Origin of the sequence: Streptomyces sp. NPDC048825, from assembly GCF_043198355.1 — a bacterium.
GTDB classification, from domain to species: Bacteria; Actinomycetota; Actinomycetes; order Streptomycetales; family Streptomycetaceae; genus Streptomyces; species Streptomyces xiangluensis.
The window spans coordinates 160,318-181,651 of sequence record NZ_JBICUR010000007.1 but is presented as its reverse complement, the minus strand read 5'-3'; the positions used below and the strand labels follow the sequence as shown (position 1 = coordinate 181,651).

At 69.5% G+C, this 21,334-nt stretch carries 17 protein-coding genes and 1 pseudogene; 10 read left to right on the top strand and 8 right to left on the bottom strand.

What is annotated here, in order from left to right; all coding sequences use genetic code 11:
- Window positions 1–143: 143 nt before the first annotated feature.
- Window positions 144–1,682: an FGGY-family carbohydrate kinase gene (locus ACGFNK_RS19250; protein WP_393417305.1), complete on the top strand. Its 1,539-nt coding sequence runs from the start codon at window positions 144–146 to the stop codon at window positions 1,680–1,682.
- Window positions 1,683–1,716: 34 nt separating this feature from the next.
- Here the strand turns inward: ACGFNK_RS19250 and ACGFNK_RS19245 are convergent, their stop codons facing one another.
- Window positions 1,717–2,034, bottom strand: coding sequence for a PfkB family carbohydrate kinase (locus ACGFNK_RS19245; protein ID WP_393417303.1), 318 nt, complete (start codon window positions 2,032–2,034; stop codon window positions 1,717–1,719).
- Between the two features lie 266 nt (window positions 2,035–2,300).
- On the opposite strand from ACGFNK_RS19245, the gene ACGFNK_RS19240 reads away from it, so the two are divergent.
- The 7 genes and pseudogenes from ACGFNK_RS19240 to ACGFNK_RS19210 all read left to right on the top strand — a co-directional run bounded on the left by ACGFNK_RS19240 (window position 2,301) and on the right by ACGFNK_RS19210 (window position 9,248).
- Window positions 2,301–3,653, top strand: coding sequence for an ABC transporter substrate-binding protein (locus tag ACGFNK_RS19240; protein WP_393417301.1), 1,353 nt, complete (start codon window positions 2,301–2,303; stop codon window positions 3,651–3,653).
- Between the two features lie 79 nt (window positions 3,654–3,732).
- Window positions 3,733–4,695, top strand: a complete 963-nt coding sequence (locus ACGFNK_RS19235) for a carbohydrate ABC transporter permease (RefSeq protein ID WP_393417299.1) — start codon at window positions 3,733–3,735, stop codon at window positions 4,693–4,695.
- Window positions 4,692–5,573 (top strand): carbohydrate ABC transporter permease, encoded by an 882-nt coding sequence (locus ACGFNK_RS19230; RefSeq protein WP_393417297.1) that lies wholly within the window; start codon window positions 4,692–4,694, stop codon window positions 5,571–5,573. The genes ACGFNK_RS19235 and ACGFNK_RS19230 overlap by 4 nt, the downstream gene beginning before the upstream one ends.
- A pseudogene (locus ACGFNK_RS19225) lies at window positions 5,570–6,567 on the top strand (zinc-dependent alcohol dehydrogenase family protein). Before ACGFNK_RS19230 ends, ACGFNK_RS19225 begins: the two are co-directional and overlap by 4 nt.
- 25 nt (window positions 6,568–6,592) lie before the next feature.
- Entirely contained in the window at window positions 6,593–7,627 is a 1,035-nt protein-coding gene (locus ACGFNK_RS19220; protein ID WP_393417295.1) for a zinc-binding dehydrogenase, read from the top strand.
- A gap of 80 nt (window positions 7,628–7,707) precedes the next feature.
- A complete protein-coding gene (locus ACGFNK_RS19215; protein WP_393417293.1) occupies window positions 7,708–8,514 on the top strand; it encodes a DeoR/GlpR family DNA-binding transcription regulator in 807 nt (268 codons plus the stop codon).
- The gene (locus ACGFNK_RS19210; protein WP_393417291.1) at window positions 8,511–9,248 is read left to right on the top strand and encodes an HAD family hydrolase; all 738 of its coding nucleotides are present in this window, start codon (window positions 8,511–8,513) and stop codon (window positions 9,246–9,248) included. The genes ACGFNK_RS19215 and ACGFNK_RS19210 overlap by 4 nt, the downstream gene beginning before the upstream one ends.
- A 202-nt stretch (window positions 9,249–9,450) precedes the next feature.
- Here the strand turns inward: ACGFNK_RS19210 and ACGFNK_RS19205 are convergent, their stop codons facing one another.
- From ACGFNK_RS19205 to ACGFNK_RS19195, 3 genes are all read right to left on the bottom strand, one after another.
- The gene (locus tag ACGFNK_RS19205; RefSeq protein ID WP_393417289.1) at window positions 9,451–11,796 is read right to left on the bottom strand and encodes a glycoside hydrolase family 65 protein; all 2,346 of its coding nucleotides are present in this window, start codon (window positions 11,794–11,796) and stop codon (window positions 9,451–9,453) included.
- The gene (locus ACGFNK_RS19200) at window positions 11,793–12,533 is read right to left on the bottom strand and encodes an HAD family hydrolase (protein ID WP_393417287.1); all 741 of its coding nucleotides are present in this window, start codon (window positions 12,531–12,533) and stop codon (window positions 11,793–11,795) included. The genes ACGFNK_RS19205 and ACGFNK_RS19200 overlap by 4 nt, the downstream gene beginning before the upstream one ends.
- Window positions 12,534–12,600: 67 nt before the next feature.
- Window positions 12,601–13,050 (bottom strand): DUF6098 family protein, encoded by a 450-nt coding sequence (locus ACGFNK_RS19195; RefSeq protein ID WP_393417285.1) that lies wholly within the window; start codon window positions 13,048–13,050, stop codon window positions 12,601–12,603.
- A gap of 330 nt (window positions 13,051–13,380) precedes the next feature.
- Between ACGFNK_RS19195 and ACGFNK_RS19190 the strand changes: the two genes are divergently transcribed.
- On the top strand, window positions 13,381–14,040 hold the full coding sequence (locus tag ACGFNK_RS19190) for a hemolysin III family protein (protein ID WP_393417283.1): 660 nt from the start codon (window positions 13,381–13,383) through the stop codon (window positions 14,038–14,040).
- A 555-nt stretch (window positions 14,041–14,595) separates the two neighbouring features.
- Here the strand turns inward: ACGFNK_RS19190 and ACGFNK_RS19185 are convergent.
- Complete coding sequence (locus tag ACGFNK_RS19185; RefSeq protein WP_393417281.1) at window positions 14,596–15,882, bottom strand: cellulase-like family protein; 1,287 nt, start codon at window positions 15,880–15,882, stop codon at window positions 14,596–14,598.
- Between the two features lie 113 nt (window positions 15,883–15,995).
- Between ACGFNK_RS19185 and ACGFNK_RS19180 the strand changes: the two genes are divergently transcribed.
- A complete protein-coding gene (locus tag ACGFNK_RS19180; RefSeq protein WP_393417279.1) occupies window positions 15,996–18,044 on the top strand; it encodes a glycoside hydrolase family 2 protein in 2,049 nt (682 codons plus the stop codon).
- 65 nt (window positions 18,045–18,109) lie between these two features.
- Here the strand turns inward: ACGFNK_RS19180 and ACGFNK_RS19175 are convergent, their stop codons facing one another.
- Genes ACGFNK_RS19175 through ACGFNK_RS19165 form a run of 3 tightly spaced genes read right to left on the bottom strand, consistent with a single transcriptional unit; the run spans window position 18,110 to window position 21,323 of the window.
- Window positions 18,110–19,042 carry a carbohydrate ABC transporter permease gene (locus ACGFNK_RS19175; protein WP_393417277.1) on the bottom strand — a complete coding sequence of 311 codons (933 nt, stop codon included), beginning with the start codon at window positions 19,040–19,042 and terminating at the stop codon, window positions 18,110–18,112.
- A complete protein-coding gene (locus ACGFNK_RS19170) occupies window positions 19,039–19,983 on the bottom strand; it encodes a carbohydrate ABC transporter permease (RefSeq protein WP_393417275.1) in 945 nt (314 codons plus the stop codon). The genes ACGFNK_RS19175 and ACGFNK_RS19170 overlap by 4 nt, the downstream gene beginning before the upstream one ends.
- Window positions 19,980–21,323 (bottom strand): ABC transporter substrate-binding protein, encoded by a 1,344-nt coding sequence (locus ACGFNK_RS19165; protein ID WP_393417274.1) that lies wholly within the window; start codon window positions 21,321–21,323, stop codon window positions 19,980–19,982. The genes ACGFNK_RS19170 and ACGFNK_RS19165 overlap by 4 nt, the downstream gene beginning before the upstream one ends.
- Window positions 21,324–21,334: the final 11 nt, after the last annotated feature.

The following is a 21,334-nucleotide window of genomic DNA, read 5'->3' as shown; positions in this document are numbered from 1 at the left end:
ACCGGTCGGGAAGCAAGGCCGAACAGCACGCGGCGTGGCCGTACCGGAGTCCTGCGGTAACGCCACGGTCGTCGCCGAACTCGCCGCGACCGGCGGGTGCGACCACGGTGGTCAACTCTCGGGACCTGGGGTGGGTGTGAGCGGTGGCGCGTGAACTGGTGCTCGGTGTCGACGCGGGACACACCGTGACCAAGGCCGTTCTGTTCGACGCCGTCGGCCGGCCGGTGGCCCAGGGCAGCGGCACGCTGCCGCTGTCCACCCCTCGTCCGTACTGGGTCGAGCGGGACATGGACGACGTGTGGCGGACGGCGCACCAGGCCATCGCCGCCTGTCTCGCCGAGGCCGGTCCGGACGCGGGGCGGGCTGTCGCCGCGGTGGGGGTGGCCGGGCACGGCGACGGACTGTACCTCGTCGACGAGCTCGGGCGGCCGGTGCGCGCCGCGATCGTGGCGATGGACACGCGCGCCGAAGCCGTGCTGGAGGAATGGCGGGGCACTCCGGTCTGGTCCCGTGCCCTGGAGTTGTCGGGCACGGTGCCCTTCGCGGGCTCCCCGGCCGCCCTGCTGGCTTGGCTCACCCGCCACGAACCAGGGGTGCTTCAGCGGGCGCGTTGGCTGTTGTCCTGCAAGGACTGGCTGCGCCTGCGGCTGACGGGCATGGCGGCCACCGATCCCACGGACGCCAGTGCCTCGTTCACCGACATGCGGCGGGGCGGCTACGCGCCGGAACTGCTCGACCTGTACGGCCTCGGCGCCCTCGTCGGCCTGCTGTCACCCGTCCTGGCGTGCGACGCGGTGAGCGGAACCGTCACCCGCGAGGCCGCCGCGCTCACCGGGCTCACCGCGGGCACCCCCGTCGTGACGGGCGCCCATGACGTCGACGCCGCCGCGCTCGGGATCGGCGGCACGACACCGGGCAAACTGTGCCTGATCGCCGGGTCGTTCAGCATCAACCAGGTGGTCGGCAAGCGCCCCGTCGTCGATCCGCGCTGGCAGGTCCGGCACTTCCTCCGCCCGGGACAGTGGATGACGATGTCCACCTCACCCGCCTCGGTGGCGAACCTGGAGTGGTTCCTGCGCGTGACAGGTGCGCCGGCCGACCAGCGGGACGGCGTCCACGAGGTGATCGGCCGCGAGGTCGAGGCCCACCTGGACGGTCCGTCGGAGGTGCTGTTCCACCCGTTCGTCTACGGCTCCCCGCACTCGCATCCCACGTCCGGCACGTTCCTCGGACTGCGCGGCTGGCACGGCCGCGGCCATCTGCTGCGGGCACTGATGGAAGGCGTCGTCCTCAATCACCGTTGGCATGTCGACGCGCTCTGCTCGAAGCTGCCGATCAGCGGTTCGGCCCGGCTGACCGGCGGCGCCGCGCGCAGCGAGGTGTGGAGCCAGATGTTCGCCGACGCCCTGCGGCGGCCGGTCGAGGTAACTGACGTGCAAGAGAGTGCCGCCAGGGGAGCGGCCCTGCTCGCCGCCACCGCCGCCGGACTGCTCGCCGACGTGACGGACCCGCGCGCCGGAGCCGCCGTGCTCAGACGACATGAACCCGACCCCGACCGGGTCGCCGTTCTCGACGAGGCGTACCAGGTGTACCGGGAGGCGTTGGAGGCTCTCGGACCGGTCTGGGCTCGCCTGGACGCGCCCGAGGCTCCGGAACGAGTGCCGGACGAGCCCGCGACATGAGGGATCGACAGGCATCCAGGCACGTCCACTGCCGCTACACGGGGGTCGGTACGCCGGCGTAGCGGTATGGCGGCTGGGCGCCGGTGCGGGTGCAGGTGTCAGCCGCGATCTCCGCGGCGTACGACAGCAGCCGGGCGAGCTCGCCGCCGCCGAGGTGGTCGACGTCTTCGCGGCGGAGTCGGCCGGTGTGGTGCAGATGGGCGAGCACTCCGGCGGTGAAGGCATCGCGCGCTCCGACCGTGTCGACGACCCGGACCGCCGGGTCCGGCACTTGGACGCGGGCGTCGCGGCCGACGGCCCAGGCGCCCCGGGAGCCGAATGGCTGGCCTCGGGGTTCCGGTCTGGCGCTCATGTGTGTTCCTCGGGGACGGCGGCGGCAAGGTCGAGGGCTAGGGCTGGGGCTGGGCTGTTCGGTGGAGTCCCGCAGCCTCCAGAGACCGCATGACGATAAGTCCGAAGAGAATTTCTCGCAAGATGTGTTAACAACGGCGCAGTCTCCTGCTAATAATTCGGCCATCTAAAGCGCCCGACTCCCCAAGGACGCATCCACACCCCTGCTCGACCCGCCGCGCCTCAGTCGAGGTCCAGGCGAACCTGCACGAGAGGTCCCCCCGTCACATGGCATCGACCAGATACGCCCTCATAGCCGGCGCCGCCGCCACCGCCCTGCTCGCCACAGCCTGTTCCGGAGCCGGAACCGGCGGGTCCTCGGGCGGAGACAAGAGCATCAACGTCCTGATGGTCGGCAACCCGCAGATGGAGGACATCGCGAAGCTGACCAAGGACAACTTCACCAAGGACACCGGGATCAAGGTCAACTTCACGATCCTTCCCGAGAACGAGCTGCGCGACAAAGTCACCCAGGACATCGCCACCCAGGCAGGCCAGTACGACGTCGCCACCATCGGTGCCTATGAGGTGCCCATCTGGGAGAAGAACGGCTGGCTGCACGACCTGGGCTCCTACGCCGACAAGGACAAGAGCTTCGACAAGGCCGACCTGCTCAAGCCGATGGTCCAGTCGCTCACCGGCTCGGACGGCAAGCTCTACGCCCTGCCGTTCTACGGCGAGTCCTCGATGCTCATGTACAACAAGGACGTCATGAAGGCGAAGGGCATCACAGTGCCCGAGCGGCCGACCTGGCAGCAGGTCGCCGATATCGCGGCCAAGGTCGACGGCGCCGAGCCCGGCATGAAGGGCATCTGCCTGCGCGGTCTGGCCGGCTGGGGTGAGCTGGGGGCGCCGCTGACGTCCATGGTGAACACCTTCGGCGGCACCTGGTTCGACAAGGACTGGAAGGCGCAGGTCAACAGCGGCGGCTTCAAGGAGGCCACGAAGTTCTACGTCGACCTGGTCCGCGAGCACGGTGAGGCCGGCGCTCCGCAGGCCGGGTTCACCGAGTGCCTGAACGCGCTGAGCCAGAAGAAGGTCGCCATGTGGTACGACGCGACCAGCGCGGCCGGGTCACTGGAGGACCCCGCCTCCAGCAAGATCGCTGGCAACGTCGGCTACGCCTACGCACCGACCGTCAAGACGGACAGCAGTGGCTGGCTGTGGGCCTGGTCGTGGGCCATGCCCAAGACCACGAAGAACGCCGACGCCGCCTCGCAGTTCATGCTGTGGGCCTCCAGCAAGAAGTACGAGAACCTCGTCGGCGAGAAGCTCGGCTGGGCGCGTGTCCCGGCCGGCAAGCGGGCCAGCACGTACGAGATCCCGGACTACAAGAAGGCCGCCGCGTCGTTCGGTGACATCACCCTGAAGTCCATCGAGGGAGCCGACCCGGCCAACCCGGGCGTCCAGCCCAGGCCGACCGTGGGCATCCAGTACGTGGCCATCCCCGAGTTCCAGGACCTGGGCACCAAGGTGACCCAGGAGATCTCCGCCGCGATCGCCGGCAAGACCAGCGTGGACAAGGCGCTCAACGACGGCCAGAAGCTGGCCGAGGAAGTCGCCAAGGACTACCAGAAGTGACCTTCAGCGCCCGGCCGGCCCCCTAGTCGGCCGGGCGCCGCTTCCCCGACCCCGGCCTTCACCGGCAGAGGAACCATTCATGACCACGCTCACCGCACCCCCCAAGACACCACCCCCAACCGTCCGTACCCGGAAGTCCTCGGGCGCGGCGGCCAAGTGGAAGCGCCGCATCCCGCTGCTGCCCGCCCTGATTTTCACCATCGTCGTCACGCAGTTGCCCTTCGTGGCCACGTTGATCATCTCCACCTTCCAGTGGAACATCCTCCAGCCGGGCGACCGCCACTTCGTCGGTCTGTCCAACTTCTCGTTCGTCTTCACCGACGAGCGGCTGCGCACGGCCGTACTCAACACCGTCGTGCTCACCGCGTCGGTGGTGATCATCAGTGTGATCCTCGGACTCGGTCTGGCGATGCTCCTCGACCGCCGGTTCGCCGGCCGCGGCCTGGCCCGCACTCTGCTCATCGCCCCGTTCCTGGTCATGCCGGTCGCGGCGGCGCTGCTGTGGAAGCACGCCATCTACAACCCCGACTACGGCCTGCTCAACGGCACCCTCAACGCCGTATACAGGTCCTTCGGAGCGGACAACGGCCCCACGGTCGACTGGATCTCCTCCTACCCGATGCCCGCCGTCGTGATCTCGCTGGTCTGGCAGTGGACCCCGTTCATGATGCTGATCCTCCTGGCCGGCCTGCAGGCCCAGCCCGGCGACGTACTGGAAGCCGCCCGCATGGACGGCGCCTCCGCGCTGCAGACCTTCCGCCACATCACCCTGCCGCACCTGCGCCAGTACATCGAGCTGGGCGTCCTGCTCGGCACGATCTACGTCGTGCAGACCTTCGACGCGGTCTTCACCATCACCCAGGGCGGCCCCGGTTCCCAGACCACCAACCTGCCCTACGAGATCTACCTGACCATGTTCCGCAAGTACGAGTACGGCGAGGCAGCCGCCGCAGGTGTCGTCGTCGTCCTCGGCGCGTTCGTGATCGCGACCTTCGCGCTGCGCACCATCGCGTCGCTGTTCCGCGAGGAGACATCCCGATGACCCACGCAGCCGCCGCCGCCCCAGGGGCCAGGTTCAAAAAGCTCCTCCGTGGCAAGGACGACCCCAACTCCCCGTGCCTGTCACCGCTGTGGACCTTCGTCGCCTGGCTCGCCACCCTGGCGTTCTTCGCGCCGGTGGCATGGATGGTGCTGACCTCCTTCCACCAGGAGGCCGACGCGGCGACCAACCCGCCGACCCCCTTCGCCCCCGTCACCTTCGACCAGTACAAGCTGCTGTTCAGCCGGGACATCACCCCCTTCCTTCTCAACTCGGCCATGGCCAGCATCCTTTCGACGCTGCTCGTGCTCGCCCTGGCGGTACCGGCGGCCTACGCGCTGTCCATCAAGCCGGTCGCCAAGTGGACCGACGTGATGTTCTTCTTCCTGTCCACCAAGTTCCTCCCGGCCATCGCCGCCCTGCTGCCGGTCTATTTGATCGTCAAGGACGCCGGGATGCTGGACAACGTCTGGACGCTGGTCATCCTCTACACCGCCATGAACCTGCCGATCGCGGTATGGATGATGCGCTCCTTCCTCGCCGAGGTCCCCAAGGAGATCCTGGAGGCGGCCGAGGTCGACGGCGCGGGCCTGCTCACCGTGCTGTGGCGGGTCGTCGCGCCGGTTGCCATGCCGGGACTGGCCGCCACCTCGCTGATCTGCTTCATCTTCAGCTGGAACGAGTTCATGTTCGCCGTGAACCTCACCGCCACCCAGGCGTCCACCGCGCCGGTGTTCCTGGTCGGGTTCATCACGAACGAGGGTCTGTTCCTGGCCCGGCTGTGCGCGGCGGCCACCCTGGTCTCGCTGCCGGTACTCATCGCCGGTTTCGCCGCCCAGGACAAGCTCGTCCGCGGCCTCTCCCTGGGAGCCGTCAAGTGAGGGCAGCCGTCATCACCCAGCCGGGCAGCGTCGAGATCGCCACCGTCGACGACCCCGCTCCCGGCTCGCGTGAGGTCGTCGTCGAGGTCGCGGCCACCGGGCTGTGCGGCACCGACCTGCACATCCTCCAAGGGGAGTTCGCCCCGACCCTGCCGGTCGTTCCGGGCCATGAGTTCGCCGGGGAGGTCGTGGGCCTCGGCAGGGAGGTCACCGAACTCGCGATCGGCGACCGGGTCGCCGTGGACCCGTCGCTGTACTGCTTCGAGTGCCGTTACTGCCGCCTCGGCCACAACACCCTCTGCGAACGCTGGGCGGCCATCGGCGTCACCCACCCGGGCGCCGCCGCCGAGTACGCCGTGGCGCCCGTCGCCAACTGCCCGACCACGTGGACGTCCAGGACGCGGCCCTGATCGAGCCGCTGTCCTGCGCGGTGCGCGGCTACGACGTCCTGCGCAGCCGCCTCGCCTCCCGCGTGCTCGTATACGGCGCCGGAACCATGGGCCTGATGATGCTCCAGCTCGCCAAGGCCACCGGCGCCGCTAGCGTCGACGTCGTCGACATCAACGCCGAACGTCTGGCCACGGCCTGGCAATTGGGCTGCTCCGCCGGTGCCGCGTCCGCCGATGAGCTCGACCGGCCGCCCTACGGATGGGATCTGGTCGTCGACGCCACCGGCAACGCGAAAGCCACCCAGGACGCCCTCGGCCGGGTGGGTAAAGGGGGCACGTACCTGCAGTTCGGAGTCGCCGACTACGACGCCCGGGCCACCATCGAGCCGTACCGGATCTACAACCAGGAGATCACGATCACCGGCTCCATGGCCGTGCTGCACAGCTTCGAACGCGCCGCGGACCTCTTCGCCACCGGTGTCATCGACCCGCGCGTCTTCATCAGCGACCGCCTTCCCCTGGCGGCGTTCCCGGACGCGATCGCCCGCTTCCGGGCGGGCCTCGGCCGCAAGATCCAGATCCAGCCCGGCCTCGCCTCCGTGTGAACGCCCGAACCGAACGGAAACCCCCATGACCGAGCAGATCCGCCGCGTTCTCGTCCGCTCCCTCGACGACATCACCATCGAGCAAGTGCCCGCCCCCGTACCCGGGGACGACGAACTCCTGGTGCGCACCACGGTCGTCGGCGTGTGCGGCTCCGACACCCATGCTGCGGCCGGCCACCATCCCTTCATCGACCTGCCCTACCGCCCCGGTCACGAGGCGGTAGGCGTCGTCGCCGCCGCAGGGAAGGGAGCCGAGGACTTCACACCGGGCGACCGGGTGCTCATCGAGCCCAACCTGTACTGCGGCCGTTGCCCCCAATGCCTCTCGGGCCGCTACAACATCTGCCAGGAACTGAAGGTCTTCGGCTGCCAGACGCCCGGCGCCATGGCCGACTTGTTCACCATCGCGGCCGACCGCGTCCACCGCGTCCCCGACGGCATGACCGACATCGAGGCGGCCCTCGTCGAGCCCCTGTCCACACCGGTGCACGCCGTGGCGAAGGCCGGTGACCTCGCCGGCCGCACGGTCGTCGTCCTCGGCGCCGGCCCCATCGGCCTGCTCACCCTCCTCGCCGCCCGGCACGCGGGCGCCGCCCGGATCGCCGTCACCGACCTGCTGGACGGCAAGCGGACGAGGGCGCTGCGCCTCGGCGCCGACACGGCCCTGCCCGCCGACGCTCCCGACCTGGTGGAGCAGGTTCACGCGGCGCTCGGCGGCCCGGTCGACGTCGTCTTCGACTGCGTGAGCCGGGAGCAGTCCATGGCGCAGGCGATCGACCTGGTGGCCAAGGGCGGCCGGATCATCGTGGTGGGCGTGGGCGCCGCCGGCCCGACCCCGATCCGTCTGGACCTGGTCCAGGACCGCGAGATCCGCATCGAGGGCACCCTGATGTACACCGCGGCGGACTACCGCACCGCCCTGTCCCTGATCGCCTCGGGCGCCGTCGACACCGCCGAGATCGTCACGGCCACCTATCCGCTGGCGGACGCTGCCAAGGCTTTCGCCGCGTCCGTCGACCCCGAGCAGGTCAAGGTGCTGGTCACGGTGGACGGTCCGTAGGTCCGGGGCCGGACGGGCCCCGGACCCCACCGGCCCGTGTGGGAAACTGCGAGACCGGAGCCATCGGGAAGGAGGGCGCTGTGACCGCCCGTGCGCGACTGTCGCAGGCCGCCGTCGAGGATCGGCGCCAGGCCGTGCTGCGGTATGTCGCCGAACATGGCGAGACCCGCATCGACGACCTCGCCCGGCACTTCGACGTCAGCCTGATGACGATGCACCGGGACCTGGACGACCTCGCCGGGCGCCATCTGCTGCGCAAGGAGCGCGGGCGGGCCGTCGCCTTCCCCGCCCTCACCATGGAGACGGCCACCCGCTTCCGTGAGAACAGCGCCCTGGCGGCCAAGAACGCGCTGTGCGCGGCCGTCGTCGCCCGGATCAGGCCGGGCAGTACGGTGCTCATGGACGACTCGACCACCCTGTTCCCCTTGGTCCCCGCGCTGGCCGAGCTGGACCAGCTGCACGTCGTCACCAACTCCGTCGGCCTCGCACAGCGCCTCGGGTCCGCGCCCGGTGTGAGCGTCACGTTGCTGGGCGGCCACTACCGCGGCGACTTCAACTCCTGCACCGGCCCCACCGTCACACGCGCCCTGTCCAAGATCCGGGCCGACCTCGCCCTGATGTCCGCCACCGCCGTCCTGGAGGGCCGGCTCTTCCACCCCCTGAGCGACTACGTCGAGGTGAAGCTGGCCATGCTCGCCTCCGCCGAACAGGCGTTGCTCCTGGCGGACCACTCGAAGTTCGGCAAGACCGCCACGTACGCCTACGGCACTGTGGCCGACTACCACTCCGTCATCACCGACACCGCCACCCCCGACACGGAACTCGCGGCCATACGCGACCTCGGAGTCCGAGTCGAGACGGTCGAACCCGAAGAGCCCTCCCTGTGATCCGCACTCTGTTCGAAACCCCGAGCGCCTACCGCCCGAGCGACGCCGAGATGGCCGCGCCCGTGCCCCCGGTCCAAGCCGTCCTCTTCGACTTCAGCAACACCATCTTCCAAATGATCGACCTGGAGACGTGGCTGCGCCGGGTCGGTGCCGCCTCCGGCCGCCTCGCCGTGGTGGACGAGCCCGGTGCGGTGGCCGAGATCTCTGATCAGTTGCGCACCGCGTTCCGGCTGCCCTCCGTCGTCGCTCTCCAGGAGGGCCGGGACCTCTCCTCCGAGCAGCACCGCCGCGCGATGTGGGGCTGGTGGCAGCAGGTGGACTTCCTGCGCGGCGCGGAGGAGGCGGCGTACCGGGAACTCACCGCTCGCGACGCATGGTTCCCCTATCCCGACACCGAACCGGTCCTGCGCGCCCTGCGCAAACGCGGTCTGCGCATCGCCGTCGTCAGCGACTTCGCCTGGGACCTGCGCACCCACCTCGCCCACCACGGGCTGGACGCCTTGATCGACACCTACGTCATCTCCTACGAGCAGGGCCGCGAGAAGCCCGACCCGCAACTGTTCCTCAAAGCCTGCGCCGACCTCGGCGCCGACCCCCGCGCAAGCCTCATGGTCGGCGACAACCCGATCCGTGACGGCGGCGCGGCAGCCTGCGGCCTGCGCACCTACATCCTGCCGGCGGAACACCGCACCGGTGAGCGCGGCCTGGCGGACGTGCTGCGGCTCGTGACCTGACCGTGGTGGGCTGCGGAGACGGGAGGCCTCCGCGCCGCGGCAATCCGCAGGTCGGGATCTCCCCGTACGCCGCCTTGGCCCGGTCCGTAAGGACTCGTGCAGCACGTCGACGTGAGCGATGAGGACGTAACACGCGTGCTGTAGGGCTCGCTTGGTGCGTGCCGCTTCATGTCGAAGCAGCCGGCCCGGTTCGTGATCCGGCTCAGCGGTGGGCGTTCGGCCTGCGATGGGGTGGCTGGTCCGGTGCCGGGCGGGGTTTCACGGGTGGGGTCTCCCGGCTGCGTGGTTCGTCCGGGACGAGGGTGAGTGGCTCGCCGTAGTGGTCGATCGTCAGCGGGGGACCGGACAGCAACGTGTACGTGGCTGCCGTCGCGTGCACCTCCACCCGCAGGCAGCGGTCCAGCACTTGAAGGTTGAAGGCGAGCCGGCGCAGCCTCTCCGGCAGCCGGGGCGTGAATTCGAGCGTGTCCGCGTTCCGGCGCATGCCGCCGAATCCGGCGACCAGGGCCGTCCACGTCCCGGCGAGGGAGGCGATGTGCAGCCCGTCGCGGGTGTTGTTCTCCAGGTCGTCCAGATCCATCAGCGCTGCCTCCATCAAGTAGTCGTAGGCGAGGCCGAGGTGACCGGTGCGGGCCGCGATGACCGCCTGGACGCAGGCCGACAGGGACGAGTCGCGGACGGTGAGCGGCTCGTAGTAGGCGAAGTTGCGGGCCTGGTGCTCCTCGTCGAAGCAGTCCGTGCACGTGTACATCGCGAGCACCAGGTCGGCCTGCTTGACCACCTGCTTGCGATAGAGGTCGAAGTAGGGGAAGTGCAGCATCAGCGGGTACTGGTCGGGCCGGGTTGCCGCGAAGTTCCAGTGCTGGTGGCGGGTGAAGCCGGTGTGCTGTTCGTGCACACCCAGTTCGGCGTTGTACGGGATGTGCATGGCCTCGGCGGCGTCCCGCCAGGCGGCACTCTCCTCCTCGTCGACCCCGAGCGAGGCGGCCTGCTCGGGGTGGTGCTCGATGATGTCGGCGGCCGCGAGCAGGTTCCTCCGGGCCATGAGGTTGGTGTACGTGTTGTCGTCGGCGATCGCGCTGTACTCGTCGGGGCCGGTCACGCCGTCGATGTGGAACGCTCCGTGCGCGTCGTGGTGGCCCAGCGACCTCCACAGCCTGGCCGTCTCGACGAGCAGTTCGACGGCGCTGTCGCGGGCGAACTGCTCGTCGCCGGTCATGGAGACGTAGCGCACCACGGCGTCGGCGATGTCGGCGTTGACGTGGAAGGCGGCGGTGCCGGCGGGCCAGTATGCGGAGCCTTCCGAGCCGTCGATCGTGCGCCAGGGGAACGCCGCGCCCTGGAGGCCCAGTTGGGCCGCCCGTTCCCGTGCGGCGGGCAGGGTCGCGTGGCGCCAGCGCAGTGCTTCGGCCACGGCACTCGGCGCGGTGTACGTCAGCAGGGGCAGAACGAACGTCTCCGTGTCCCAGAAGGCATGACCGTCGTATCCGGAGCCGGTCAGTCCCTTTGCCGGAATCGCACGCCGTTCCGCCCGCGCGCCGGCCTGCAGGACGTGGAAGAGCGCGAAGCGGACAGCTTGCTGGACTTCTTCGTCGCCGTCGACTTCGACGTCCGAGTGAGCCCAGAAGGCATCCAGGTAGGCCCGCTGATCGTCCACGAGTCCCGGCCAGCCGGTGTCGGTGGCCGCCGCCAGCGCCGCGTCCACCTGGTCGCTGACGGCAGGCAGGGATCGCATACTCGACCAGCCGTAGGCCACGAACTTCTCCATGCGCAGCCGCTGCCCGGGGGCGAGAGCGGAGGTGACGGTGAGCCGGGCCATGTCGTCGCCGGACTCGCTGCTCGTCCGGGTCCGGTCGGGTCCGCTGACCGTGTGGTCGGCGGCGACGGCGACTCGCAGCCCGCTGCGCCGGGTGCGGTGTACGAGTCGCAGACGGCTGCCGGCCGCGAGGTGGTCCTCTGCCGCGAGGGGCGACTCGAGCACCGCCGCGGCGCGGGGGTCCTTCGCCGAGGTCGGCAGCTGCTCGTTGGCGACGAGTTCCGACTGGACCACGACGCGGACCGGGCTGTCGACGGCCTCGACCTCGAAGGCGATGGCGGCCATCGCCCGCTGGGTGAAGGACACCAGCCGGGTGGAGCGCACCCGTACGGTGCGGCCGGCCGGGGAGGTCCACTCGCAGGTGCGCCGCAGTACACCCGCGCGCAGGTCCAGCACCCGCTCGTGGGACAGCAGCCGCCCGTAGCGCAGGTCGAAGGGCTCGTCGTCCACCAGCAGGCGGATGATCTTGCCGTTGGTCACGTTGATGACGGTCTGCCCCGACTCGGGATAGCCGTAGCCGGCCTCCGCATAGGGCAGCGGGTGGGTCTCGTGGACGCCGTTGAGATAGGAGCCGGGCAGTCCGTGCGGTTCGCCTTCGTCGAGGTTGCCGCGCCAGCCGACATGGCCGTTGGACAGCGCGAACACCGACTCGCTCTGCGGCAGTACGTCGAGATTCAGGACATTCTCACGCAGGCACCACGGTTCGACTCCATAGGACGCGTGCGTGATCATGCTTCGCCCCCCAGTTCCGAGAGGTCCTTGACGACCCGGTCCGCGCCGTGGGCGCGCAGGGCGTCGGCCTGACCGACTCGGTCCACACCGACGACGTAGCCGAAGTGACCGGAGCGCCCCGCGTCCATGCCGGCCAGCGCGTCCTCGAAGACCGCGGCCTGCGCCGGCTCGACGCCCAGGTCGCTCGCCGCGGCCAGGAACGTATCGGGCCGTGGTTTGCCCTGCAGGTGCCGCTCAGCGGCGACGACGCCGTCGATCCGTACCTCGAAGAGGGATTCCGCGCCGACCGCACGCAGCACGTCGCGGCAGTTGGCACTGGAGGAGACCACGGCGGTGCGCCGGCCGTGGGCCCGTACGGCCTCGATGTAGCGCAAGGTGCCCTCGTACGCCTCGACACCACCGGTACGGATCTTCTCCAGCAGGAGGTCGTTCTTGCGGTTGCCCAGTCCGTGGACCGTCGGCCGGTCCGGGGGGTCGTCGGATCGGCCTTCCGGCAGTTCGATGCCACGGGAGGTGAGGAAGGAACGTACGCCGTCGGCTCGCGGCTTGCCGTCCACGTACTCGTCGTATTCCCCGACCGGATCGAACGGACGGAAACCCTCGCCGTCCCGCCGCCGCAGGAACTCGTCGAATGCTTCCTTCCAGGCAGCTGCGTGGACGACGGCCGTCTTGGTGATGACCCCGTCCAGGTCGAACAGGCAGGCCTGGATATCGTCCGGCAGACCGAGCTTTGTCATACAGGAAACCTTCCCGGTGAGGCGCCGACCACAAGGTGGCGCATAGAGCGTCGTTTTTGATCGCAGGTCAGTCATGTGCGCGCCGCAGGGGCCCCCACGCGCTGTCCTGCCGGGCGACCTCGGCGCGAGCCTCCTCGATCACCTTCGGGTCGATCCACCCCATCGGCTCGACGTCCTGAACCAGCGGCTCGTTGTCGGGCCCGCGGCCCCTCTCGCGGCCGAGCAGCACCCAGGGGCGCACTCCGGGGCCCTTCTCACGCGGAAGATGCGAGTAGTCGTGCAGACGGCGTGCCACCCACAACTCGACGGGCCGGTCGTCCCACCACGGTTCGACGTCGAGAGGATTGGCGGACAGCCCCGGCATGTCCGTGCCCGTCAGATCGTCCCTGCTCTTCGCATCGCCGAGGTCCGTCTCGGGGCCGCGGGACCAGCGCACGTACAGGCCCTGGTGCCGTTCGACCAGACGGGCGATGTCCTGCAGTGTGTGCAGGACCGGCAGATCGCCCGAGGTGTTCATGCGGGTGGTCACTCCTTGCGGTCGGCTCCTCCGGCGGCCGGCCCGGCGGCCGGCCCATCGCTCCGAGGGCGTGTCGCGTGTCCTCCTCACTGCGCCCCGCTCCGTACGTCCAGCGGACGAGGTACCCGTGATCGAGGGGTGGAATCCGACCGGGGTGGGACCTGCTGACCGCGGCGTCGGAAGCCGCATCACGCCACGCTTGGCGGGGAGCCGTTCCCGGCCCGGAAGCGGCCTGCATGACCGGCGTCAGGCCGGGGCAGCAGTGAACACGGACCTTGCCGCATGCGTGGCTGGGGCACAGCTGGTCGGAGGCATCGGGACGGGTGGGAATTGTCGGTCGGTGAGCTGATCGAGGAGGTCAAGCCGCGGCTGCGCGGCTGGCTGCACGCCGGAATGGCACCTGTGGTGCTCGCCGCGGGCATCGTCCTGGTCGCCCTGGCGCCCGCGGGGGAGGCGCGGGCCGCTGCCGCGGTCTACGCCGGATGCGGTCTGCTGCTGTTCGCCACCAGCGGGGTCTTCCACCGCGGCGCCTGGTCGCCGCGCGTGTACGAGATGCTGCGGCGCGCCGATCATTCGAACGTGTACCTGTTGATCGCCGGGACGTATACACCGATCGTCGTGCTGGGTCTGACGGGTACGACTCGCACGGTCCTGCTGTGGGAGATCTGGATCGGCGCCGGTGTGGGCATCCTCTTCCGCTGTCTGTGGCCCTATGCGCCCCGCGTTCTGTACACGGCGCTGTACATCCTGCTGGGCTGGTCGCTCGCGCCCGCGTTCGGTCCGCTGGTGCGGCATGCGGGTGTGGCGGTGTTCGTGCTGACCCTGGCCGGCGGAATCCTCTACACCGCGGGCGGGATCGTCTACGGCCTGCGCCGCCCCGATCCCTGGCCGGCGTGGTTCGGGTTCCACGAGATCTTCCACGCCTTCACCATCGCCGCGTGGGTCTGCCAGTACGTGGCGATCAGTCTGCTCACCTACCGGCTGCTGTAACGCCTCGGACGGTGGAGATTGTGCTCCGGTTCACAGGCTGTGCGTTGGCGGGCCCGGAACAACCGGGAGGGATGCGCAGTTCTTACATACGTGGCTGCGGAGGGGACAGTGTCCCCGGGCCTCACCTATAGCCCACAGGGACGATCGTTCGGCTGAAGCCCTGTGGAGCCTTTCGCCGAGAGGCGACCGCCCTCCGCACGTCACCCCACACGGCCCCGGCTGGTCTCCCCCGTCCAGCCGGGGCTTTCACGTGTCATGCCGCTCAGGACCTCGATCAGAGCCGGGTGCCGTCCCGCTCGCCATGGGCGGTGGCCGCCGCCTCCTACCAAGCGTCATGGGCCGGCGTGAACTTCCCTTAGGAACAGGCTCGTTCGAGGGCGGTTGGCCCCGGGAAGCGCGCCGGGCCGGTGAGGGCGAGAAGGCCCACCGTGCCGCGCTCGCCGACGCCGTACGCATCGAGGGCGAGGCCGAGGCCGCCGCTATCGGTGCAAAGGGCATCCGCCTTGGCCAGGCCATGGGAGCAGTTCGAGCTGCTGTTCGAGGCTGGGTCGCGTTTCAGCCCGCGGTGATACGGGCGTTCACCCGCCGCATCCAGTCCCGGTCGGTGTGCCACATGGGGTGGTGGGGGGCCGCGTTGGAGGTCGGGACGACGCCGTGGAAACCCGCCGCGAGGCAGCGGTCGACGACGAACTCCGCGATGTCCTTGCCGACGGCGTCCTCCTCGAAGCGCGTCAGAAGAGGGGTGTAGCCCACCACGCCTTCGCCGAGGACGGCAGGGGTGCCGCGGCGACGGGCGAAGCCGGCGACGGAGTCGACCCACTGGGCCAGCGTCTCCCGCATGGCCTGGCGGTGCGCCGCGTAGTTCTCGTAGAGCCACAGGTCCCAGCGGTCGGGCTCCACCCAGTCGTGCGCGTAGAACAGTTCGCGCGGTATCCCGGTGGCGGCCAGCCGCCAGGGTTCGTCCGGCTGGTAGTCGGCGAAGGCGGGCGCGTCGGGGCGCAGCATGCGGGCCAGTTCGGGGGTGGGCCAAGTCGCCGTCCGGGGCGCCGGTTCGGTGCCGTGGCCGAGTCCCACCGCCTCGTACAGCGCGCCGAGCACGCCGTAGACGTAGAAGTGGAAGTGCGCGATCTGCGCCTGCTCCGGCAGGTCGTCGAGTTCGTTCGGCCATGGCTCACCGAGCGAATAGGTGACGGGGATGCCGGGGTGGCGTGCCCGCAGCAGCTTCACGGCGCGGTCGAGGGGCCCGCGCAGCCGGGCGTAGTGGGTGGTGCCGTCGTCCGGTATCAGGGAGCAGTTGTCGACCTCGTTGTGCACTTCGACGTAGGCGACGCGGTCGGCCAGTCCGCGCTCGGTGAGGAAGTCCAGCAGTCCGGCGAGCGCTTCGGCCACCGCCTCGGCGCGGTCCGGGCCCGGAACCGCGGCCAGGGCGCGGTGCCAGGCGTCGGTGTCGGCGAAGCTGGGGGACTGCTGGTACTCCCACGAGGAGACGATCACCCGGCAGTCGTGCCGGGCGGCCGCCTCGAACAGCTCGACGAGCCGTCGGCGGCCGTCCAGCGGATAGCCGCCGCGCACGTTGTACCAGCGGGTGCGCTGTCCGAACTCTTCGCCCAGGCCGCGGACATGGAGAGACTCCGGGGCGTGGACGCGTCCGGAGAACAGCAGGAAGGGCATCGCACAGATGCGCACGGTGTTGAAGCCCCGCTCCACGGCCTCGGCGAAGGCGTGGTCGAGGTCGGCGAAGGGCTCGCCGGGTCCTGCCTGCGTGTACCAGCTGAAGTCCCACAGGGTGATGGCGAGTCGACCCGTGGGCTCGCTTGAAGTGGCTTGCTGCTGTGCGGTCATGAGGCCACGCTAGCTCAATTCATTATTTATGAATAATCCCTTGACGGGGTCGGTGGGGCTGTCCAGGCTCTTGGGGCGAACGAACCCGCGCGTGCCTCGAGGAGTCATCTGCCATGACCGAGCCCATCCATCCGTCCCGGCGTACCGTCGTCACGGCACTCGGAGCCGCCGGCGTCGTCGCTCTGCCGGCCTGGCCGGAAACGGCGCGAGCAGCGGACGGTACGGCCACGGCCGCCGCGGACGGCCCGGTGCTCGACACGCACCCGGCCACCGAGCCCTCCGGCACCCATGTGCGTGACGTCGGCGGCACCAGCGTCGTCTTCCAGTACGGCACGGTGCTCCCGGCCTTCGACGGCTGGCGCACCCGTGAGCCGACCCGCGAGTACCTGTCCCTGGACAGGAAGTGGCGCTTCCGCTTCGATGCCGGCAACCGAGGGCTCGGCGAAGGCTGGCAGTCCCCGCACCACGACGACCGGGCGTGGGGCCTCATCGACGTCCCGGCGGCCTGGGACCTGCTGGACACGCCCGGATTCGGCTCGGAGACCGCCCCCTTCGGCAAGGGCACGGCATTCGCCGACGGCTACGCCTGGTACCGCACCGTCGTCGACGTTCCCGGATCCTGGCGTGCCCGGCACGTGCGCATCGCCTTCCTGGCCGCCGGCTACAGCGCCGAGGTCTGGCTCGACGGCGTGCATCTCGGCAAGCACGAGGGGGCCAACTCGCCCTTCGCGCTTCCGGTGGCCGGGGCGCTCCGGCCGGGCACGCGCCAGACGATCGCCGTACGTGTCTTCCGCCGGGCGAGCTACACCGACTACACGGCCCCGACTCCGCAGCCGGTCACCGACGACCGTGAGATCCCGTACAAGCCCGTCGACTACTGGCCCTACGCGGGTCTGACCCGATCGGCCTGGATCGAGGCGGTTCCGCAGGTCACCATCGCCAAACTGCTCGTGGCCGGCGCGAACGGGCACCTTGATGCACGCGCGGTCGTCGAGAACCACGGTGCCTCCGACTTCCACGGCCGGCTCACACTGGATCCCGGCCGGGGGAGTGGCGGCGGGCCCATCGTGGTCGAGGCCCGCATCGCGGCCCGATCGGCAGGCGTCGTACGCGTCTCGGTCCGCGTACCCGACGCCCCCCGATGGAGCCCGGCCTCGCCGCACACACTCACCGCCCGCGCCACACTGACCGCCAGGAAGCCCTCAGGCCCGCGGGTCGACACGCTGTCCACTGCCTACGGCGTGCGTGAACTGGCCGTCGGTGACGCGCAGTTGAGGTTGAACAACAAGCCTCTGTTCCTCAAGGGGCTCAACTGGCACGAGGAGACGGCCGCGCACGGCAGGGCGATGACGCCCGCCGAGTACGACCGGGAACTGGGCCACTTCACGGCACTGGGCGTCAACTTCGTCCGTAACTGCGTCTACAACCGTCACCCGTACGTCTATGACTGGGCGGACGAGCACGGCGTGCTGGTGATGGACGACATCGACACCACGTGGCTCAACACCGCCCAGGAGAAGCTGCAGACGGACCGCTACGGCCTCGCCCGGGCGCAGGCCCTGACCATGGCGTGGAACCAGCACAACCACCCGTCGGTGATCCTCTGGGGGCTGCAGAACGAGTCGGAGATCGACGCCGACGGCGCTCCGGTCTACCGAGCCTGGCTCGCCGGTCTCAAGGCGGCCGTGAACGCGGTCGACCTCACCGCCCGCCCCGTGACCTGGGCCTCCAACACCAGCAACGACCCTGCCTTCGACCTCGCCGACGTGATCGGCTTCAACGAGTACTTCGGCTACTTCTACGGCAAGGACTCCGACCTCGGCCCGGCGCTGGACGCGGTGCACGCGAAGTATCCCGGCAAGCCGATCCTGATCACGGAGAACGGCACCTGGTCGGAGGCCGGCAACCACGGCTCGAGTACCACTGAGGGCACCGAGGAGTGGCAGGCGGCCGGATTCACCGCCCACTGGAACCAGGTGGCCGAGCGCAGCGAGTTCGTCGCGGGCTTCACGTACTGGGTCCTCAAGGACTACAAGCAACGTGCCGGGTACAACCAGGACCACAACGGCATCTCCGTCATGGGCCTGCTCACCTTCGCCGAGCAGCGGCCCAAGCTCGTCCACGAGAGGTTCCGGAAGGCGGCCAACCCGAGGGCGACATAAGCGATGTGATCGGACGGTGGCGCGTGTCCGGGAGTCCCGCACCGGACACGCGCCACCGGTGTGGGTCAGCCCTTGACGCTTCCCTGGGTCAGGCCGGAGCGCCAGTAGCGCTGGAGAATGAGCATCGCGGCGGCCAGCGGGAGGATCGAGAGGAACGCTCCGCCCACCGTGAGCTGGTTGAGCTCGGGAATGCGGTTGGCCGCCGCCTGCCAGGTCGTCAGGCCCAGGGTGATCGGGTACTTGCGGTCGTCCGAGAGCATGACCAGCGGCAGGAAGTAGTTGTTCCAGATGCCGACGAACTGGAAGAGGAAGACGGTCACCAGCGCGGGCGTCATCGTGCGCAGCACGAGGGTGCCGAAGATCCGCCACTCGCCGGCGCCGTCGACGCGGGCCGCCTCCAGCATCTCGGCCGGTACCGCGGCCTCGGCGTAGATCCGGCACAGATACACCCCGAACGGGCTGACGATGCTGGGAATCAGGACTGCCCAGTAGGTGTTGGCCAGGCCCACCTTGCTGAACAGCAGGTACAGCGGCAGTGCGAGCGCGGTACTGGGGAGCAGCACACCGGCGAGTACGACCTTGAAGACCCGCTCCCGCCCGCGGAAGCGGTACACGGCGAGGGCGTATCCGGCGGCGCACGCGAGCAGGGTGGCCAGCGCACCGCCCACCCCCGCGTACAGGACGCTGTTCCAGGTCCAGCTCCAGAAGATGCCGTCGCCGTAGGAGAAGACCTTCGACAGGTTGTCCAGCCACTGTGGGTCGGAGAACCACAGTCCGAAGGTGCCGAAGAGGTCGGCGCTGCTCTTGGTGGAGGCCACCACCAGCCAGTAGACGGGCAGCAGGAAGTAGAGCGCCGCGACGGTGAGCAGGGCGACCAGCAGGATCCGCGAGGGCTTCACGCGACGGTGCGGTCTGCCGGCACGGCGTTCTCCGGCGGCACGTGAAGCGTGGACGGAGGCGGCCACCGGCTTCTTCGTGGGGGGTGTGGACACGCTCACCGTGCATCCCTTCCTTCCCTGCGGTTCACCAGGCTGAGGAAGCCGAAGGACAGCACGCTCGCGACGAGGGCGAGGATCACCGACTCGGCTGCGGCGAGGTAGATGTTGTTGTTGGCGAACGCTTCGTTGTACGCGCTCAGGTTCGGTGTGTACGAGTTGGTGACTGCCGGGGTCAGCGGCTTGATGACCAGTGGTTCGGCGAACAACTGCAGCGTTCCGATGATGGAGAACACGCCGGTGAGGACCAGGGCCGGCCGGGCGAGCGGCAGCTTGATCCGCATCGCCGTCTGCCACGCACTGGCCCCGTCGATGCGGGCGGCCTCGTAGAGCTCCTGGGGGATCGCCTTGAGCTGGGCGACGATCACCAGCATGTTGTAGCCGGCGAACTCCCAGATGACGATGTTGGCGATCGACCACAGCACGCTGTCGTAGCCGAGGAAGTCGGGCGCGAGCCCGATTCTGCCGAACAGGTCGACGATCGGGCTCACACCCGGTACGTACAGAAAGCCCCACAGGATCGAGGCGATGACGCCCGGAACGCCGTACGGCAGGAAGTAGGCGGCACGAAGGACGCCCGCCCAGCGGTCGGAGAGCGTGTCGAGCGCCAGAGCCAGCGCGGTGGACAGCAGCAGCATCACCGGGATCTGCACCACGCCGAAGAGCAGCACCCGCGCGAAGCTCTCCAGGAAGGCCGACTGCTGAAGGGCGAGGGCGTAGTTGTCCAGTCCGGCGAAGCCGAGGGTGGCCGGGCCCAGGCCCAGCGCGCCCGAGCGGGCCGGTGTGAGCAGACTCTGGTAGACCGCGTAGCCGAGGGGAAGAACGAAGGTGAACAGGAAGAGGGCGACGAAGGGGAGCAGGAACCCCCATGCCGCCCGGTCGGGGCGAGCTGAGCGCCGGCTGCCCGGTGCGGACTTCTTCGTCCGGTTGATCGTGGTGCTCATCGCGCGCTCCTTGCCTTCAGGCCCTTCGCCCGCAGGTTGTCCACGGTGCTTTTCTGGGCGTCGGCCAGCGCACCGGCGAGGCTGCCTTCTCCGTCGATGGCGGCGCCGAAGGCGTCCTGGAGCTGGGCGAAGTCGGCGTCCGTGGTGGGCGACCACTTCCATGAGGTGTCGATCGCCCGGTCGGACACCGTGAACACGTCGTTGTAGCGCTGCCCGCCGAAGAACGGGTCGGGCTTGTCGAGTGCCGATCCGCGGAAGATGCCGGTGGCGGCGGGCCAGCCGTAGCCGACGGAGATGTTCAGGTCGACGGCTCGGCGGTCGGTGTTGATCCAGTGCGCGAACTGCAGCGCCTCGCGCGGGTGCCGGGTGCCCTGCAGGATCGCGGTGGACGATCCGCCCCAGTTGGCGGAGGCCTTCTGTCCCGCCTTCCACTGGGGCAGCAGGGCGACCCGCCACTTTCCCGCGGTGCCCGGCGCGTTGCCGCGTAGCAGGGCGTCGCCCCACTGCGGACCGATCCAGGCGGAGATCTGTCCGGTCTGGACATGCTTGTACCAGGCGTTGGACATGTCGGGTTCGACGAAGACGAGGTCGTCGCGGACCATCCTCTCCCAGTACTCCGCGACCTCGCGGGAGAGATCGTTGTCCATGTCGACGACCCAGGTGTCGCCCTTTGTGCGCACCCACCGTGCGCCGCGCTGCCAGCACATCGCGGCGAACCAGCTGGGCTGGTTGGGCGCGAACGCGCACAGCCTGGCCCCGTTGCCGCGGGCCTTGACCACACGGGCAGCCTCCTCGAACTCGGCCCAGGTGGTGGGCGTTCCGATGCCCCATTTCGCGAAGAGGTCCCGGCGGTAGAAGAGTCCCATCGGGCCGGACGCCTGAGGGACGGTGTAGACCTTGCTGTCGAGGACGCCCTGCTGCCACTGCCACGGCACATAACTGTCGCGCAGTTCGTCGGCGCCGTACTCGCTCAGGTTCGTCAGACCGTTGACCAGCATGAAGCTGGGCAGCTCGTGGTACTCGACCTGGGCCAGGTCGGGCGGGTTCCCGGCCGTCAGCGAGGCGTGCATCTTCTGGTAGCCGCCCGTCACGTTCTGGGGGATGGTCTGCATCTCGACCTGGATGTCGGGGTGCGTGCGGTTCCACAGGTCGACGGTCTTCTGCATCGGCACCCAGGTCCAGAAGACCAGCTTGACCTTCTGGCCGGGGCGTGTGGGTTCCTGCCGGGTCGTGCGGGCGGCTCCGACACTCTGGCCGCAGGCGGTGAGGGCCGGGAGCGCGGCGAGTGCCCCGACCCCCCACCCGAGCACAGACCTCCGCGAGGGTGGTGAGGTATTCATGTACGTCCCTT

Bases quoted from the DNA above. Each gene is read 5' to 3' on its own strand.
- ACGFNK_RS19180 (WP_393417279.1), top strand. From the start codon at position 15,996: ATGACCGAGCCCATCCATCCGTCCCGGCGTACCGTCGTCACGGCACTC.
- ACGFNK_RS19230 (WP_393417297.1), top strand. From the start codon at position 4,692: ATGACCCACGCAGCCGCCGCCGCCCCAGGGGCCAGGTTCAAAAAGCTC.
- ACGFNK_RS19245 (WP_393417303.1), bottom strand. From the start codon at position 2,034: ATGAGCGCCAGACCGGAACCCCGAGGCCAGCCATTCGGCTCCCGGGGC.
- ACGFNK_RS19195 (WP_393417285.1), bottom strand. From the start codon at position 13,050: ATGAACACCTCGGGCGATCTGCCGGTCCTGCACACACTGCAGGACATC.
- ACGFNK_RS19165 (WP_393417274.1), bottom strand. From the start codon at position 21,323: ATGAATACCTCACCACCCTCGCGGAGGTCTGTGCTCGGGTGGGGGGTC.
- ACGFNK_RS19170 (WP_393417275.1), bottom strand. From the start codon at position 19,983: ATGAGCACCACGATCAACCGGACGAAGAAGTCCGCACCGGGCAGCCGG.
- ACGFNK_RS19220 (WP_393417295.1), top strand. From the start codon at position 6,593: ATGACCGAGCAGATCCGCCGCGTTCTCGTCCGCTCCCTCGACGACATC.
- ACGFNK_RS19185 (WP_393417281.1), bottom strand. From the start codon at position 15,882: ATGACCGCACAGCAGCAAGCCACTTCAAGCGAGCCCACGGGTCGACTC.
- ACGFNK_RS19240 (WP_393417301.1), top strand. From the start codon at position 2,301: ATGGCATCGACCAGATACGCCCTCATAGCCGGCGCCGCCGCCACCGCC.
- ACGFNK_RS19200 (WP_393417287.1), bottom strand. From the start codon at position 12,533: ATGACAAAGCTCGGTCTGCCGGACGATATCCAGGCCTGCCTGTTCGAC.
- ACGFNK_RS19235 (WP_393417299.1), top strand. From the start codon at position 3,733: ATGACCACGCTCACCGCACCCCCCAAGACACCACCCCCAACCGTCCGT.
- ACGFNK_RS19205 (WP_393417289.1), bottom strand. From the start codon at position 11,796: ATGATCACGCACGCGTCCTATGGAGTCGAACCGTGGTGCCTGCGTGAG.